The sequence below is a fragment of the Mycobacterium sp. genome (genome assembly GCF_032162605.1).
Lineage (GTDB): Bacteria > Actinomycetota > Actinomycetes > Mycobacteriales > Mycobacteriaceae > Mycobacterium.
Map to the genome: position 1 here is coordinate 1 of NZ_JAVROT010000133.1, position 15,886 is coordinate 15,886.

At 67.5% G+C, this 15,886-nt stretch carries 16 protein-coding genes and 1 pseudogene; 6 read left to right on the top strand and 11 right to left on the bottom strand.

The genetic code is table 11. The features are described from left to right. The 4 genes and pseudogenes from QOI01_RS08145 to QOI01_RS08160 all read right to left on the bottom strand — a co-directional run. Positions 1-220 (bottom strand): annotated as a pseudogene (locus QOI01_RS08145) (hypothetical protein); the annotation flags it as partial. After that, positions 207-989: an energy-coupling factor transporter transmembrane component T family protein gene (locus tag QOI01_RS08150; RefSeq protein ID WP_526379738.1), complete on the bottom strand. Its 783-nt coding sequence runs from the start codon at positions 987-989 to the stop codon at positions 207-209. The pseudogene QOI01_RS08145 and the gene QOI01_RS08150, both read right to left, overlap by 14 nt. Next, positions 986-2,482 carry an ABC transporter ATP-binding protein gene (locus QOI01_RS08155; RefSeq protein WP_526379740.1) on the bottom strand — a complete coding sequence of 499 codons (1,497 nt, stop codon included), beginning with the start codon at positions 2,480-2,482 and terminating at the stop codon, positions 986-988. Before QOI01_RS08155 ends, QOI01_RS08150 begins: the two co-directional genes overlap by 4 nt. Continuing rightward, entirely contained in the window at positions 2,479-3,129 is a 651-nt protein-coding gene (locus QOI01_RS08160) for an ECF transporter S component (RefSeq protein WP_526379742.1), read from the bottom strand. Before QOI01_RS08160 ends, QOI01_RS08155 begins: the two co-directional genes overlap by 4 nt. A 155-nt stretch (positions 3,130-3,284) precedes the next feature. Here QOI01_RS08160 and QOI01_RS08165 point away from each other — a divergent pair, with 155 nt between their 5' ends. Both QOI01_RS08165 and QOI01_RS08170 read left to right on the top strand, forming a co-directional pair. Continuing rightward, positions 3,285-3,926 (top strand): GntR family transcriptional regulator, encoded by a 642-nt coding sequence (locus QOI01_RS08165; RefSeq protein WP_526379768.1) that lies wholly within the window; start codon positions 3,285-3,287, stop codon positions 3,924-3,926. Between the two features lie 295 nt (positions 3,927-4,221). After that, a complete protein-coding gene (locus QOI01_RS08170) occupies positions 4,222-4,548 on the top strand; it encodes a hypothetical protein (protein WP_526379744.1) in 327 nt (108 codons plus the stop codon). A gap of 23 nt (positions 4,549-4,571) precedes the next feature. Here the strand turns inward: QOI01_RS08170 and QOI01_RS08175 are convergent, their stop codons facing one another. The 6 genes from QOI01_RS08175 to QOI01_RS08200 all read right to left on the bottom strand — a co-directional run bounded on the left by QOI01_RS08175 (position 4,572) and on the right by QOI01_RS08200 (position 10,268). Continuing rightward, positions 4,572-4,778, bottom strand: coding sequence for a dodecin (locus tag QOI01_RS08175; protein ID WP_526379746.1), 207 nt, complete (start codon positions 4,776-4,778; stop codon positions 4,572-4,574). A gap of 86 nt (positions 4,779-4,864) precedes the next feature. Beyond that, the gene (locus QOI01_RS08180) at positions 4,865-5,338 is read right to left on the bottom strand and encodes an acyl-CoA dehydrogenase family protein (RefSeq protein WP_526379748.1); all 474 of its coding nucleotides are present in this window, start codon (positions 5,336-5,338) and stop codon (positions 4,865-4,867) included. Beyond that, the gene (locus QOI01_RS08185) at positions 5,335-6,105 is read right to left on the bottom strand and encodes an acyl-CoA dehydrogenase family protein (protein ID WP_526379750.1); all 771 of its coding nucleotides are present in this window, start codon (positions 6,103-6,105) and stop codon (positions 5,335-5,337) included. Before QOI01_RS08185 ends, QOI01_RS08180 begins: the two co-directional genes overlap by 4 nt. Positions 6,106-6,128: 23 nt before the next feature. Beyond that, positions 6,129-6,926, bottom strand: coding sequence for an SDR family NAD(P)-dependent oxidoreductase (locus tag QOI01_RS08190; RefSeq protein WP_526379752.1), 798 nt, complete (start codon positions 6,924-6,926; stop codon positions 6,129-6,131). Positions 6,927-6,933: 7 nt separating this feature from the next. Next, positions 6,934-8,994, bottom strand: a complete 2,061-nt coding sequence (locus QOI01_RS08195) for a DUF7700 domain-containing protein (RefSeq protein ID WP_526379754.1) — start codon at positions 8,992-8,994, stop codon at positions 6,934-6,936. After that, the gene (locus tag QOI01_RS08200) at positions 8,991-10,268 is read right to left on the bottom strand and encodes an acyl-CoA dehydrogenase family protein (RefSeq protein ID WP_526379756.1); all 1,278 of its coding nucleotides are present in this window, start codon (positions 10,266-10,268) and stop codon (positions 8,991-8,993) included. Before QOI01_RS08200 ends, QOI01_RS08195 begins: the two co-directional genes overlap by 4 nt. A 160-nt stretch (positions 10,269-10,428) precedes the next feature. Here QOI01_RS08200 and QOI01_RS08205 point away from each other — a divergent pair, with 160 nt between their 5' ends. Beyond that, positions 10,429-11,376, top strand: coding sequence for a TauD/TfdA dioxygenase family protein (locus QOI01_RS08205; protein WP_526379758.1), 948 nt, complete (start codon positions 10,429-10,431; stop codon positions 11,374-11,376). On the opposite strand, the gene QOI01_RS08210 is transcribed toward QOI01_RS08205, so the two are convergent. After that, positions 11,339-12,151, bottom strand: a complete 813-nt coding sequence (locus QOI01_RS08210) for an IclR family transcriptional regulator (protein ID WP_526379760.1) — start codon at positions 12,149-12,151, stop codon at positions 11,339-11,341. The two genes, QOI01_RS08205 and QOI01_RS08210, sit on opposite strands and share 38 nt — an antisense overlap. A 209-nt stretch (positions 12,152-12,360) precedes the next feature. Between QOI01_RS08210 and QOI01_RS08215 the strand changes: the two genes are divergently transcribed. From QOI01_RS08215 to QOI01_RS08225, 3 genes are all read left to right on the top strand, one after another. Then, positions 12,361-13,710: an LLM class flavin-dependent oxidoreductase gene (locus QOI01_RS08215; protein ID WP_526379762.1), complete on the top strand. Its 1,350-nt coding sequence runs from the start codon at positions 12,361-12,363 to the stop codon at positions 13,708-13,710. 171 nt (positions 13,711-13,881) lie between these two features. Beyond that, complete coding sequence (locus tag QOI01_RS08220; protein WP_526379764.1) at positions 13,882-14,160, top strand: TauD/TfdA dioxygenase family protein; 279 nt, start codon at positions 13,882-13,884, stop codon at positions 14,158-14,160. A gap of 38 nt (positions 14,161-14,198) precedes the next feature. Then, positions 14,199-15,749, top strand: a complete 1,551-nt coding sequence (locus tag QOI01_RS08225; RefSeq protein WP_526379766.1) for a rhodanese-like domain-containing protein — start codon at positions 14,199-14,201, stop codon at positions 15,747-15,749. Positions 15,750-15,886 lie beyond the last annotated feature (137 nt).

Genomic DNA, 15,886 nt, shown 5'->3' on the forward strand with positions numbered 1-15,886 from the left:
CGGACCGGGGTTGCAGCAGCGAGGACTGGATGTGTTCGACGGCCCACGCGAGACCGTCCCACCCGGGATAGACGTCATCCAGGCGGACCAGCACGCTATCGGTCCATTCCCGGCAGAGCTGTGTGGCCAACGTCGACTTGCCCGATCCGGAGCGCCCGTCGATCAGCACGGTCGTCGCTGCCGACACGTGCAGGCGGCGCAGGGCCTCATCGAGTGCCAATGAAGTTCCATGCTCCCGTGGCGACCGAGACCGAGATCGCCGTGGCCGCAATGACGACGCCCGCACCGATGAGAGCGATCTCGCGTCCGCCGAACTCGGACGGCCTGGCCCAGGTCCGCGTCGGGTATGCGCCGAACCCGCGCGCTTCCATCGCGGTGGCGAGCTTGGATCCGCGGCGTACGGCGAACACCAGCAGCGCGAATGCCTGCCCGGCCGTGCGGCGCAGCCGCGCGTGGTCGGCGACGCCCCGCGCCCGGCGCGCGTAACCCAGGTATTGCCAGTCCTGGCCGAGCAATCCGACGAGACGCAGGCCGGCCAGGGCGCCGAGCACGAATCGAGCGGGAAGCTTGAGGATCTGTCCGAGCCCGTCGGCGAGCTCGGACGGTTCCACGTCGACGAACAGGAACACCGACGGCAGCGCGATGGCCAGCACTCGCAGGAAGGTCGCCAGCGACAGCGTGATGGATCCGTCGCTGACATTGACGAGCAGGAAGTGCCAGTGCACCGTGCCGCCCGGTTGACCGTAGAGCAGGATCGTGAGTGCGGTTAGACCGGCCCCGGTGACGATCACCGCACTGCGAATGAGGAAGGTCCGCAACCGAACTCCGAGCACGAAGATCAGGACGAGCTCGAGGACGAGGGCGGTCAACGCAGAGACCCAGTCCACGCTGAGCACGAGGGCCAGTGCGATCACCAGCGCGGTCATCAGCTTCGCGACGGGATTCGCGGGCAGCACCGCCGCGGGTGCGCCTGCGCTGCCGGCTGTCATCGCGCACCGTTCGCAGCGGCCGCCGCTTCCCATGAGGGCAGGGCGATTTCGTCGTCGGACAGCGCGGCGGCGAAGTCCAGATCGTGGGTGATGGCCACGATCGCGGTACCACCGTCGGCGATTTCCGCAAGCAGCCGGATCAGTTCCTCCCAGGTGCGGCGATCCTGTCCGAACGTCGGCTCGTCCAGGACGATCAGGTCGGGTCTCGTCGCGAGCACTGTCGCGACCGAGAGTCGCCGCTTCTCTCCACCGGACAGGGTGTAGGGATTCGCTTCGGCGAGATGGCTCAGGCGAAGCCGTTCGAGCAATTCGTCGGCGAGTGCGGAGGTCTCCTTACGACCGCGCTTGAGAGTCCGCGGTCCGAGCTCGAGTTCTTCGCGGACGGTGCCCTTGAGGAACTGGTGCTCGGGGTCCTGGAAGACGCTGCCGATACGATTCAGCAACTCCTTGGACCGCCAGCGGATGGGTTCGCGGCGCTTCGGTGAGGGGGCGAAGTCGGCAACGGCGTCGATTCGTCCTCGGGCCGGGGGGAGTAATCCACCGAGGGTGAGTGCGAGCGTGGACTTCCCCGCTCCGTTCGGTCCCGTCACGGCTGTGACCCGGCCCCTGGCGATTTCGAAGTTCAACCCGGAATGAAGTTGCGGGCCGGAGCCGTAGCCGAGCGACAGGTCGGTCGCGGACAGTAGGGTGCCGGTGCGCATCGGGCGGTGGCGGTCGACATTGGGTGCCGGCATCCTGGGAACCCAGACGCCGGATTCCACGAGATAGTCGTGTTCGCGCCGGATGACGTTCTCAGGGGTGCCGTCGGCGATGACCTCGCCCTCGGAGCCGAGGACGATGACGCGGTCGACCACTGGTAGCCAGACCTCGGTGCGGTGTTCGATGACGACCACCGTCGCCCCGGTTCGTGCGGCCGTGGCGGCGATCGCGTCGCGCACCTCGATGACTCCGACTGGATCGAGATTGGCGGTCGGCTCGTCGAGCAGGATCAGGCCGGGGTTCATGGCGATGACGCCCGCTAATGCCAGCCGTTGCTTCTGGCCGCCCGAGAGTTCCGAGGTGTCGTGATCCAGCGGTACGCGCAGACCGACGGCGCGCAGCGCTTCTGCGACGCGTGGCCAGATCTGTTCGCGCCGGACGTTGAAGTTCTCCATCCCGAAGGCCACGTCGTCGCCGACGCGCGTGAGAATCACCTGCGAATCGGGGTCCTGCAGCACCATGCCGATGCGCGATCGTCGTTCGTTCGGAGGCGCACCGTCGACCCGTAGTCGTCCTGTCTCCAGTCCGTCCTCCGCACCGCCGAGGAGTCCGGCGAAACCGTGCAGCAGAGTCGACTTGCCCGCTCCCGACGGACCGAGAAGCAGGACGCGCTCACCGGGCGCAATCGACAAGTCGAGGTTGTGCATCGCCCAGTCTCGGCGCCCCGCATGACGCCAGCCCCAGCGTGCCGCCGTAACGGCAGCCCCGCCGACGGCATCTGGCGGCGAACTCATTGCGCGCCGCGGCTGCGCAGCCCCACCCTGCCGGACTCGAATCGGCTCAGCGCACCGGTCTTCGCCAGCCCTCTGACCACGTACCACGACAGCAGGCCGGCGATCAGGACACCGGAGATGACCGCGGCGACCGTGTAGATGGCAGCGAACGCGACCGCCGACCCCGGGTACCAGAGGATGAGATCGTTGATCGCCAGGGCGAGACCGGCGGCGGCCCCTGCCAGCAGAGCCACGGGCAGATTCCATCTGCGGTACAGGAACAGGGCGAAGACGAGCTCGGCGCCGAGGCCCTGCACGAGGCCCGATTCGAGGGTGAGGACACCCCATTGATTGCCGACCAGGGCGGACACAGTGGCCGCGATGAGTTCTCCGTACAACGCCGCACCCGGCTTGCGGATGACGAGGGCGGTCAGCACGCCCGCGAAGAGCCAGCCGCCCCCGGCCAAAGCCTGCAGGCCGGGGAGCAACGCACTGAGCGGTGCACTGATGGGATTGGACGCGATGTTCCACAGCACGAACACGAGGCCTGCGGCCACCGCAAGCACGCTGGCGACGACGATGTCGACGACCCGCCAGCGGGAGACGGCGCCGGTGTTGACACGCTCCGGTGAGTCAGGGGTCCTTTCGAACTGTGGGCGGCGACTCATGTGGACTCCTTCGTGGCGATTCGCTGAGGTGGCCAGTATGGATCCATTGACGCTGATCAGTCTCTCTTCGCCTCACTATGAGTATTTTATGTATACATCTATGACCGCTCTGTATTCTCGCTTGGACGATCGACAACGGAGGCCGAGTGCACCGAATGCCCTTTCACACCGTCCTGCGCGCGGATCTGCTGGCGGGTCGATTCTCTCCTGAGGAGCCGCTGAGTGAAAGCGCACTCACCACGGCATACGCAGTGTCCAGGACACCCGTCCGTGAGGCGCTGAATCGACTCGAGCAGGAGGGCTTGATCACCAGGGCGGCGCGCGGATACCGCATCCGGTCGGGTGCGCCCGACGACGTCATCGAAATCTATGACGTGCGGATCGTCCTGGAGCAAGCCGCAGCGGAAGCGGCATCGACCCGCCGGACGGATCTGCAACTCGCGCAACTGGCGCAACTGCATCGCCAGGCCTGCGCAGAGGAAGATCCCGCGGTCGCAAGGCAACTCAATTCGCAATGGCACGAGATGCTTTGGGTCGCCTCCCGCAATTCCACCCTGCGCGAGACGCTCGCCAACCTGGTCGCCCGCCTGCGTGTCTATGACCGCGACGCCCAGCACCACGACGATCTCGTCGTGGTCGCCGACGAACACCGCGCCATCCTCGACGCGATCGAGTCGGGCGATGGTGCCACGGCCCGCAAGGCCATCACCGAGCATCTGCAGCGCACCAAACAGCAGCGACTCGACGCCTTCGCACGATCATCCGCCGAGACGTTTCGGACCGCGGACCCATTCTGACGTGCAACAGTCGGCTACTCGGAGTCGTCGTGAAGCTGATCGATCTTCGTGACGCCGTCTGCAGGCAGCTGACAATAGCCATCCGCCCCGGGTAGGGCAGCACCGAGAATCGGTCTGATTCATAGGGAGCGCTGCCCGAGTCCCAATGCGATTGGGAATCATGGCGAAGGCCGCGCGGGTAAAGGGCCTTGGCCTCAGCGCGATTCCCAATGTCGGCCGCACCGCCGCACGCACCTAGCGTCGATGGCGGGTACGGACACACGTCACCGCAGCGCTTGGGGGCAAGGAGTCTGGAATGGACGATCTGGGGCCGTTCGAGTGGATGCGCGACGTCATGGGTGACGACGCGGCCGACGAGCTCTACGCCGAACTCTCCAGCGGTGGCAGCGCCGCGGGGCGCGCTGCCGCGGCGATCGCCTCCTATCGCGCGCGTGAATACTGGCCCGACATCTTCTCAGTGGGCAACCGGCCTGCGCTGGCCGCATGCGCGCAATTGTTCGATGAGTACCCGTGGCTCACGCCCGCGCTCGTGGAGCGCGCGATCGAGACGTTGCGCGGTCGTGCCATCATCACGCCGAACGATGTCGTGGAAGCGGCACGGTTGCTCGACGACGCGGTTTGAACGAGCCCGATGACCCGTCCCGCCTATTCCAGCTTGAAACCGACCTTGAGCGTCACCTGGAAGTGGGCCACCTGACCGTCTTCCAGTTCACCGCGCACTGACTGAACTTCGAACCAGTCGAGTCCACGCAGGGTCTGCGCGGCGCGCCTGACACCGTTGCGGATGGCGGCATCCACCCCGTCGGGCGACGTGCCAACGATCTCGACGATTCGATAGGTGTTCTCGCTCACGGGATGGCCTTTCAGGAGAACGGGTTTCCTCAAGACGAGTGAAGCGTACGCGCTGGGGCCTGCGTCGCCGTTGGCTCGCGCAGATTCTAGAAGAAGCTCCGCTTCGGCGGGGTCACGCCGTTGAGTAGATAGTCGCCGAGATACCGCAGCTTGTAACTGTCGGGATTGTGTGAAGCCAGAGTTCTCGCGTTGCGAAAGTGTCGATCCAAATTGAGTCCACCGCGGACCGAGGTCGCCCCGCCCGTTTCGAAGAGTAGCCAGCCGGTGCGGGCGGCGAGATCGTCCACGCTGATCTTGGCGCGTGCGGCATCCAGCGATGCCTGCAACAGCGCATTCTCGCGGTCGGGACCGTGGTTATCCCACGCGCTGGCGAGCGAGCGCGCTGCCGGCTCGACGATCGCGTCGGCAGCGTGACTGTTGACCGAGATCTGCCCGACGGTTGACTGGACGGCGGGCTCGTGCCGGGGTTCGTCAGCACTGCCATGGTAGTAGTTGCGACGCCTGGCCCGAACCAGTTCGACGGCTTCGGCGGTGATCGCCCGCAGAATCCCCGTGATCACGGTGGTGAGGTACAGCTGGGGGAAAGTTGCCGAGTACGAACGGCTCTCGTCGGTGAACTCCCGTTCAGGCGGGATTTTCCGGGGGAATACCTCCACGTCGTGAAACCGGGTCGAGCCGCTACCGGTGAGCCGTTGGCCGATGCCGTCCCAGTCGTCGGTAACGTCGACACGGCGCGGGTCGCAGGCACCACCACCGTGACCGGCTCTCGGTTCTGATCGACCGCCTTGACGAACAGCACGTCGCAGTAGACGTTGCCGGTGCTGTAGAACTTCTCGCCGTTGAGGACGTAGCGATCGTCGCGGGAAGACAGTGCGGTGCTGAAGTCCGCGATGCCCGCCTTGCTGGCCCGCAGTTCGCTGAACGACCCACCGACCAAGTCACCGTCGACGATGCCTGCCAGGTACCCACGCCGAACGCTGCCCGGTGGGCTCCGCAGCGTCAGCTCCACGAAGGCGAAGTGGTTGCGCAATGCGTGCGAAACGCTGGAATCGGCTTCGGCGAGCTCGGCCACGAAAGTGTATAGCGTTGCAAGCGAGATACCCCGTCCACCAAGTACTTCGGGAATTCGTAGCGCCGGGATGCCCGCCCGTTGTAGTCGCCTGATCTCGGCGGCAGGAGTCTCGCGGGTGGCGTCGCGCTCGGAGGCCCGTGCCGACAGGTCGCTGAGCACGTCGGCGACGCCGAATCGGGCTGCGGTCGGCCACCGCTCGGCCTGGCTCGGCTGTCCGCCGGTGTCGAGTGGTGTGCGGTGTTCGGTTGCCGTCATTGCGGCGGGCCCCTCCTGATGCGTCAGTAGTACACGGCGCCGAGTGCGCCACCGCCGACGGCGACGGCGTCGCCGTTGATGGCCGAGCTGCGTGGCGAGGCGAGGAACGTCACGACGTCGGCGACTTCGGTGCAATCCACCAGTCGGTCGACGGCGTTGTCGACGAGTTCGCGCTCCAGTTCGTGCACCCCAGCACCGCGATCCAACGCCGCCGCGGCGAGACTCGCCGTCAGCTCAGGGGTGCGGGTGGGACCGGGATGGACGACCGTGACGTTGACGCCATGGCGGCCGAGTTCGTCCGCGAGGTTCTTCGTCAGGCCGGCGATGCTGACGTTTCGGATGGTCCGCACGATGGAGCGGGTCTGGCGTGCGCCCAATCCGCTGACGTTGATGATGCGGCCCCAGCCTTGCGCAGTGAGCAGTGGTGCCACGGCTCGCGCGGTCCGCAGGTAGCCGACGACCTTGACGTTGACGTCCTCGAAGAACGCCTCGTCGGTGGTTCCCGCGAGATCGGGTGGTGGGTTGCCGACCACCTGATTGGCCGCGTTGTTGACCAGGATGTCGATCCCGCCGAGTGTTTCGGCGCTGCGCTGCACCAGGTCTCGCACCGAGTCGTCACGACCCGTGTCGGCGGCGATGGCGTGCACGGTGCCGCCCCCGCGGTCGTTGAGTTCGGCCGCTGCGGCCTGGAGCCGGGCGAGGTCGCGGGCGGCAATGACGACCTGGACGCCTTCGGCCGCCAATGCCGCGGCGATCGCGAACCCGATGCCACGGCTGCCACCCGTGACGATGGCGCGTTTACCCTGCAATTGCAGATCCACGGTCGCCTTACTTCACCGCGAACGGTGTGGTCACGTCGCGGTCGAGTTGCTCGACGAGCGCGACCTCCCAGCGTAGGTACTCGTGGAAGGCGGCGTGCTGATCGGCCTGTTGCCAGGGGCTGAGCGCCACGTCATCCACGGCGGAGATGGCCTGCGAGAGTGCAGATTCCAACGTGAGTCCGGCATCCGCCCAGCCCTCGGTGCCGCCACGCACCGCGATCACCGGGCGGTCCGTCCGACCTGCGAGGTCGGCGGCGACGAGAGCCGCCAGGCCACCGTCGGGAGAGGTGACCGCGACCGAGCCGGTGCCGGGGATGGATTGCGGGTCGGCGATCAGCGAGGAGCGGGTGGCCCAGTGCGCTCCGGGAAGGTGTCCTGCGGCATGGACATCGCTGCGTGCCACGTCGACGATGGTGTAGCGGGCCGGGTCACGTTGCAGGTCGCCAGGTTCGATCAGCACGACGGCGCCGGGGGTTCCGGTGAACGATGACGGCTCTGGACCGGTCGTACGAGCCGCGGCGGGCACGTCGTCGATCAGCAGCGCCGAGACCTTGGCCCAGCCCAGTTGTACGAGCCAGGAACCTGTGAGGGCCGCGCGCAGGCCCGCGGCGTCGTCGATCACCACGATGCTCGCGTTCAGGGTCGCGAGATGCCGGAAGGCCCACGGTGCGATGTCCCAGCTGGGGGCCGAGATGGAGCCGTCGACGTGATCGGTGGTGTACTCCTCGGGCGTCCGAACGTCCACCAGGTAGGTGGTGGTTTCGGGATCGGACTGCAACCGGCCGGCGTCGTCCCAGTTGATCCTCGCGATACCGAAGCGGTCGAACAACCGGGCCGCGGCCTCGGTGTGTGCCTTGCCGGAGGGACTGGCGGGCGCGGCCGCCTGTCGGTGAAGTCCGTGCGCGAGCGCGCGCCCCTCCAACGACCAGGACATCGTTCCGCCCTCGAGGGCGACGATCCGGTTCGTGACGCCGGCGTTGATCAACGCCTGGGCGCCGACGATGCTTCGGGTGCGCCCGGCGCAGTTGACCACGACGACGGTCTCCGGCGAGGTGATGAGATCCAGTCCGCGGGCGACGATCTCGGCGCCTGGCGCGGAGATGCCCCGCGGGAGGCTGTGCGCGGTGAACTCCTCGATCGGCCTACTGTCCAGGAACAGCACGTCCTCACCCGCGTCGACCAGCGCCTGCACCTCGTCCACCGTGGCGTGAGGAGTGTGCTCGGCGCGCTCGAGGAACTCCCCGAACGACTGGCCCAGCGCCTGCACAGAGGTGTAAAGCTCGAGACCGGCCTCGGCCCAGCCTGCCGCGCCGCCGACGAGCGTCAGCGCGGCGGTGTAGCCGAGCCTGGCGAGGATTGAGGTCGCAGCGGCTGCCAGGACGCCGGAACCGTCATCGATGACGACGATCGGCGTCGTCAATCGGGGTACGAACCGCCGGACCCGGAATTCGATCTCGGACAACGGAAGTGGAGTGGCGAGCAACAGGGTGCCCTCGCGCGCCGTGACGCCGCGCTCACGCACGTCGAGCAGAGCGATCTCGGCGCCGTCGTCGAGCCGCGCCACCAGTTCGTCCGGTCCGATGGCCGAATCGGTGCTCGCGTCGAGCCGAAGATCCCGGCTGCGAAGGTGCGTCTGCACCTCGTCGAGAACGCCTGCGATCACCGACGGGTCGACCTCGCTGGCGAGCTCGGTCGCTCCCGCGAAGCGCAGCAGCTCGGGCAGTTTGGTCCGCACCCTGTCCAGCAGCCACTCGATGAACTCACCGTCGGCGACGGTGTCGAAGCCGATCCAGTGGTTCTGCACGCCTGGGGTGAGGTAGTGGTAGTGCTCCTCGCCCGGGAAGGCGTCGAAACGCAGATGCTCCTTGCCGGAGGCAGTGTCGAACACGTGCAGGGTGGGGCCACCGGCCCACGGGGTGTCTCCGCCGTCTTCGAAGAGAGCGCGTCCCTCGACGCCGAAGGTCACTGCGCCCGCCGGGTAGTACGTGGTGGCCTCGGTGACGACGGGAAGGGGGTCGCCCTGGTAGAGCTTGCCGAGCCGGGTGGTGGTGAAGGGGGGAGCGCTCATCGATGATCAACTTCCGCGTCGTGGTTGAGGGGGGCGCTCGCCTCTTGCAGCTGGGCGAGTGGAACGTAGGGGTGACCGATGCTCCATGGATCGGCGACGTCGCCACCGATGAGGCGGCGGCCGATGGAGTACGGCTTCCAGCGCACGGCGTCGTGCACCGTGTGCGTGCGCGCGTCGCGCCAATACCGGTCGAGACCCAGCGCCGTCCTTGTCGAACTGGCGCCGCCGACGTCGATCAGTGTGGCGGTCACCGTCAAGGCGGTCTCGGTCGAGACCGTCTTGGCTGCTGCCACTCCGTAGAACGCGTCAAGGACGTCCTCCAGTCGGCTCGCGTCGGTGAGTACTTCGAGACGCTGGGCGGCGTCGTGCACCAGCGCCCGCGCGCTCCGGACGGCTATCCACGACTCGCCGAGCTTCGCCACGCCGAGCACGTCGTCGGCGAAATCGGTGGCACCGCTGCCTCGTCCACCATGCACCTCGTGGGCCAGCCGAATCGCTGCGCGAAGCGCGCCCTCGGCGATGCCGGTGTCGATGGCGCAGTGCAACAGCTGCGACTGGGCCGAGATGCGGTAGGTCGGACGGGGATCGGGTCCTGCGCTCAGGACGTCGAGTGCCGCGACCGGCACGTCGTCGAGTGCGGCGGTGCCCGATGCGGTCGTGCGCTGCCCGAAGCTGGACCAGTCGTCGGTGATGACGACCCCTGGCGCATGCCGGTCGACGAGGGCGAACACCTGTTGACCGTCGTCGTCACGGGCCTGCACGGCCACCAGATCGGCGAGCAGCGCGCCCGTCGCGTAGACCTTGCGGCCCGTGAGCCGGTATCCGTCCGCCACCCGCTGCAAGCGAGTCGAAGCTTCGCCTGGCGGTCGCTCCCGCGGCTCTGCGCTCGCGTTTCCGAGGACGGCGCCTGCGGCCACCCTCGGGAAGATCCTCGCGTGTTGCGCGGGGGACCCGGCCAGCCGCACTCGCTCGAGAGTGTTGAAGTGATTCTGCGGGAGTTGCCCGAGGCTGCCGTCCGCCGCCGCGACCTCGATCACGGCGGCCATCAGCGTCTCGTAGCCCAGACCGAGTCCGCCATACTCGACGGGGATTGACAGCCGCCAGAATCCGGTATCCCGAAGCGCATCGTATTCGGTTGTGGGGTAACGGCGTTGCACATCGCGCTCGGCGGCGGACGCCGCGATGGTCGCCGCGGCGCGGGCCAGGCCGGCGAGGAAGTGGCGCGCCTGCAGGTCGTCGGGCTCAGCCAGGGTCGGGGAGGGCGCGGCGGTCATGAGGCGAAGGTAGGCGACTTCGGCTCGGCTATCCAGAATTTATCTCGCACTGCGCAAAAGATTCCTGCGCTGCGGGATGTTAGGCGATGACGCCGGGCAAAGGACTCGCCCTGAGTCTTTACCTTGTTAACGATCCGCCTGAACTGGAAGGCTGCGAGCGGTGGATACGGACTCGTTGACGTTGCGCCATCTGTCGCCCGTGCTCGGCGTCGAGGTGCGCGATTTCGATCTGCGCGAACCCGTCTCCGAACCCGCGGTCGCGGCCATCCTCGCGGCGCTCTCCGAACACCTCGTGCTGGTGTTCCGCGAACAGATTCTGACACCGGCCCAGCAGATCTCATTCATGGGCCGGCTCGGCCACCTCGCGCCGTCCAGCCCCGTCATACCCGGTATCAGCCGAGAACACCATCAGGTCAAGGCGGTCGACGGAAGGCGGTCCGACGGTCGAGTCAGCTACTGGCACAGCGACATCACTTACATGCTGGAACCGCCGTCGGCGACGGCGTTGTTCGCACGGGTGCTGCCGCCGTCCGGAGGAGACACCGAGTTCGCCTCGACGGTCGCCGCCTACGAGCAACTCAGCGCACCCCTGCGAGGCTTCGTCGACACGCTGCACGCCTTCCACGACGACGCGGGCCTCGCGTCGTACCTCGACGTCAACGGTCCCGGCGTCTGGGAGGACCGGCTGATCACCGACCTGCCGCCGGTGCGCCATCCGGTCGTGGTGACCAACGCCAGGTCTGGTAGACGGGGGTTGTTCGTCAACCACGCCTTCACCAGAGCGATCGATGGGCTGGGCGCCGATGAGAGCGACGCCCTGCTGTCACTCCTGTTGGCCAGGCTGACCCGTGCCGAGAACACCGTGCGGATCCGTTGGGAGCCGGGAACACTGGTGCTGTCCGACAACTGGTCGACCATCCACCGGGGCATCAACGACTATGGAACGGCGACGCGGATCCTGCACAAGGTGAGCCTGCGTGGCGCGCGACCAACGGGTTCGACCTATGCGGGCGGTCCACCAACGGGCAGGGGCGCGATCTCGCCCACCTGGCCCGACGCGGGCTCTCCGCTCAGAAGAGTAGATCCGCGTCGGGCACGTGTTGGATAGCTCCCGCGCCTCCTGCCAGGATCCTGGCGAACTCCGCCACGTCGGCGTCGCGTAGACGGTCCGACGGACCCGACACCTCCACTGCGGCGATGGCCGTGCCCTCCGAGTCAAGGACCGGCGCGCTGACACTGCGGATGCCTGGCACCTCCTCTCCGGTGGCCACGGCGTATCCGCGGTCACGAACCCCGCGCAGATCCGCGGCCATTCCGCGGACGGTGGTGATGGTGTCACCGGTGACCGCCGCGAGCGGCGCGATCGAACGCAGCGCGTCCTCGGTCGGCTCGGGCGACCACGTCAGCAGCACCTTGCCCAACGCGGAGGCATGCAAGGGGATGCGATCGCCCACCTTGCGTTCGAAGCGCAGCGGCTGGGCCGACGCCACGTGCATCAACACCACGGCGTCTCCACCCGAGCGGGAACCGAGGCTGATCGACTCACCCGTACGCGCCGCGAGAGCGCTCATGATGTCGGCCGTGCTGGCCGTCCTGTCGGCGGCGAGCAGTCCGTTGGCGATCTCGACGAGCACCGGGCCGGGACTGTAGCGGTCGCTGTCGGCGTCCTGCACGAGCAGCTTGCTGGCAACCAACGTCTGTAGAAGTCGGTGGGCGGTGCTGACATTCAGTCCCACCTCGCGGGCCAGGTCGGAGAGGCGCAGGTCGCGCCGACCGTCGCGAAAACTGGCCAACAGTGCCGACGCACTCAGAACTGACCTGACGATTCCGCGTTGGGTCTGTTCGGGTCCGTCCGCGGGGTGGTCGGCCTGGCTGACGGGCATGAGCAATTACACCATCACTCGCCATGATCGCGATGTGCCGGAGTTTCTGGCACGTATTTTCTGCTGTGCGGGATAGTTTCGTGCATTGCGAGATTAATGGTTGTGGCCGCGGCAGCGGGTCCCTAACGTCTCCGGTGTCCGACAGGCGTTGACTATCCGCGTCATTCTCACGATTTCCAGCCGCTGTCCCACCCCGAATCGATTGGCCCGTGACCCCACAGCCCGCACGCCAGCTGCACCTGAACGCCAACATCACCGACGCTGGAAAACATCCGAGCGCATGGCGGCATCAGGCCGATCCGCTGTCTTTCTTGACGCCGGAGTACTTCGTCGAGATCGGTAGGATCTCCGAGGAGGCAACCTTTGACGCGGTCTTCCTCTCGGACTGGCCTGCACTGGCGGAGAACCCGCCGACCAAGCCTTGGCAATCGTTGGACCCTACCCTCGTCCTCGCCACCATCGCGGCGGCCACCTCGCGGCTCGGTCTCATCGGCACCGCCTCGACGACCTTCAACAGTCCCTACGAGTTGGCCCGCCGGTTCGCCTCTCTGGACCAACTCAGCGGCGGTCGCGCCGCGTGGAACATCGTCACGACGATGCACCCTGCGGCGGCGAGCAACTTCGGCTTCGATCACCTTCCCGGTCATGATGAGCGCTACGCGCAGGCTGACGAGTTCGTCGACGTCGTGACCAAGCTGTGGGATTCGTGGCCCGCCGAGGGGTTGAAGCCCGATGCCCGATCGGGAGTGTTCAGTTCCACGTCCGTACCGGCCATCGACCACGTCGGGACCCACTACCGGGTCGGGGGCCCGCTCAACGTGCCGCGCACGCCTCAGGGCAGACCCGTTCTGGTGCAGGCCGGCTCGTCTGAGCAGGGCAAGGATCTGGCCGCCCGCTGGGCCGACGTGGTCTTCACCGTGCAGACCGTCATCGACGACGCCCGCCGGTTCTACGCTGACATCAACGCTCGCGCGGAGCGGTTCGGCAGACCCGCCGGGTCGGTGTTGGTGCTGCCCGGGCTCTTTCCGGTGGTCGGCTCCACCGAGGCCGAGGCCCAGCGGCGACTTCAGGAGTTCAACGAGCAGCTCGACTACTCGCGCGAACTGCGCAGGCTCGCAAACCAACTCGCAGTGGCGCCCGACGATCTGGTCCTCGACGCACCGCTGGACGCCCGACTGGTGGCCGATCTCGGCGCAGTGCAGTCCTCGCACGGGTTCCTCAACACCACGGTCAGTTTCGCGAGGGAGTCGGGGTTGACGATCCGGGAACTCATCGACCGCAACGGCGGAGCGCACCGGATGGTCGTCGGCACACCAGAGCGCATCGCCGACGACATCGAGCTGTGGTTCACCTCCCGCGCGGCCGACGGGTTCAACCTCAACTTCGACGTCTACCCGACCGGACTGCACCTTTTCGCCGAGCACGTCGTGCCAGAACTGCGCCGCCGCGGGCTGTTCCGTCACGCGTACACCTCCAGCACGCTGCGTGGGCACCTGGGCCTGCCTGCGGCCCAGGCACATTCGTCGGCCGACGCGGCGCTGACGGCGGCCAGGCAATGACCGCTGAGGCCGTCACCATCGCCGACGCCGTCACCATCGCCCACGCCGACAGGAGGGACGGCGAGAAGCCGAATTCGACGTCGGCCCTGCGACCAACCGACCTGAGTCCCGTCGCCGAGGCCGGGGGCGCCCCACGGGCTGTGCGACGGATTCGGCCGTTGCTGCGCGGCGGTGAACCCGCTCAACGGGCGCAAGGGACTGTTCGTCAACCCGCAGTTCACCCGCCGCATCGTCGGACTCGGCCACGTCGAGAGCGACAACCTGCTGCGCCTGCTGTTCGAGCAGGGCGGCCAGCCCGAGTTCACGGTTCGCCGGCGCTGGCAGGCTGGTGACGTGGCGCTGTGGGACGACCGGGCCATCTGGCACCGCCGCGTCGAAGATCTGGAGTACGGCGTCGAGCGCGTCGCGTACCGCGTGCAGTTGAAGGGCACGCCGCCGGTCGGTCCGTAGACCATTTCACCCCTTCACGGAAATTGCGAGGAACACCCATGGTTCAACGGATCAACGGCGCCGACCTGCTCGACGCCCTATGCGCGACCGACCGCCAGTTGGCGTTACTCGACTTGCGCACGCCGGCCGAGCGAGCGGCCGGACACATCGTGGTCAGCGCCGGGTTGTCGTATCACGATGTCGAACAGCACATCTCGAACCTGGTGCCGCACGAGACCACACCGATCGTGCTGGCAGGCAGCCCCGAGGTCGACGAGCGAGGGGCGCTGCTGCTCGAGCAACTCGGATACCGCGACGTCACCGTGCTCGACAACGGCGTAGACGGTTGGAAGAGCGCAGGCGGCCGCATCTACACCGGGACCAACGTCCGCAGCAAGACGTTGGGGGAGTGGATCGAGGAGACCTACTCCACCCCCACCGTCGAGAGCGCGACCGTCGCGGCCTGGCAGGCCGCCGGAGAGAAGGTGGTCATCCTCGACACTCGCACCCCGGCCGAATACGCGCACCACCACATCCCCGGCGGATATGACACCGGTGGCGGAGCGGAGGTGACCTATCGGGCCCAGCAGGTGATCGACGACCCGACGACGAAGGTGGTCGTCAACTGCCAGGGGCGCACCCGCGGCATCGTTGGCGCCCAATCGCTGATCAACACCGGTATCGCCAACCCGGTGTTCTCCCTGCACAACGGCACGCCGGCATGGCAGTGGGCGGGACAGCCGCTCGACTTCGGCCCCGGCCCGCAGGCGCCCGCACCGGTCGACGTGTCACCGGACGTGCCGGCCTGGGCGCGGCGCGCGTTTAGCGACGCCGGCACCGAGCTTCTGACTTCGGCTGAGGCACAGGGACACCTCGACGACGAAACCTCCACCACCTATCTGCTCGACGTCCGCTCACCCGGGGAGTTCTCAGCTGGTCACTACGCCGCGGCGGTGTCCGCGCCAGGCGGTCAACTGGTGCAGGCAACCGACGAGTTCGTCGCCGTACGGCGGTCGCGGCTGGTGCTGGTGGACACCGCGGATCTGGTGCGATCGGCCAACACGGTGCAGTGGCTGAGATTCCTGCACGACGGGCCGCTGGCGGTCGTCGTCTTCGACCCGACGCTGGAGCTGGTCCGGTGGAAGCGGTGGTCCCTGACTCTTCCGGTGCGGCATCGCGTCACCTGGCAAGAACTGTCGCAGTGGGACTCCCGGGTCGACGTCCGCCTGGTCGACGTGCGCGCCTCTCACCGCTACGCCGCCGGGCACGTGGCCGGGTCTCTGCACGCCCGAAGGGAGCACCTCGACGAGATCGTCTCTCGGGGCGCCCGCGTCGTGCTGATCGGTGACGGGGACTTCGCCGCGGAGTACCTAGCGGCCGATGCACGTGGTGACATCTGGGTCCTCGATGGCGGAATCGACGCCGTACCAGAGGAATTGGTGACCGCGAACCCGCTGTATGCGGGGGAGGTCGTCGACCGTACGGGAGCGCCGGAGTTCGGGCCCGAGCGCGACGCCTGGTATGCCGCCTACTTCGAGTGGGAGCTGTCACTACTCCGGGAATCCGAGGGGGATCCGTTCTTCGACTTCGCTGCGGTGGCTGGCACGTGACCACGACCACGACCACCGCACCGTCGGCCGCGGTCGGCGGTGCCACCCCGACCGTCGAACGCGATCATCGGGGGGCGGGCGAGGAACGTGGCCGCGGCCGTGGCCGTGCGGTCACGCTCGGCGTGCGCTTCGTCATT

Coding starts and splice junctions, on each gene's coding strand:
- QOI01_RS08150 (WP_526379738.1), bottom strand. CDS start 989: ATGACAGCCGGCAGCGCAGGCGCACCCGCGGCGGTGCTGCCCGCGAAT.
- QOI01_RS08155 (WP_526379740.1), bottom strand. CDS start 2,482: ATGAGTTCGCCGCCAGATGCCGTCGGCGGGGCTGCCGTTACGGCGGCA.
- QOI01_RS08160 (WP_526379742.1), bottom strand. CDS start 3,129: ATGAGTCGCCGCCCACAGTTCGAAAGGACCCCTGACTCACCGGAGCGT.
- QOI01_RS08165 (WP_526379768.1), top strand. CDS start 3,285: ATGCCCTTTCACACCGTCCTGCGCGCGGATCTGCTGGCGGGTCGATTC.
- QOI01_RS08170 (WP_526379744.1), top strand. CDS start 4,222: ATGGACGATCTGGGGCCGTTCGAGTGGATGCGCGACGTCATGGGTGAC.
- QOI01_RS08185 (WP_526379750.1), bottom strand. CDS start 6,105: ATGACGGCAACCGAACACCGCACACCACTCGACACCGGCGGACAGCCG.
- QOI01_RS08195 (WP_526379754.1), bottom strand. CDS start 8,994: ATGAGCGCTCCCCCCTTCACCACCACCCGGCTCGGCAAGCTCTACCAG.
- QOI01_RS08200 (WP_526379756.1), bottom strand. CDS start 10,268: ATGACCGCCGCGCCCTCCCCGACCCTGGCTGAGCCCGACGACCTGCAG.
- QOI01_RS08210 (WP_526379760.1), bottom strand. CDS start 12,151: ATGCCCGTCAGCCAGGCCGACCACCCCGCGGACGGACCCGAACAGACC.
- QOI01_RS08225 (WP_526379766.1), top strand. CDS start 14,199: ATGGTTCAACGGATCAACGGCGCCGACCTGCTCGACGCCCTATGCGCG.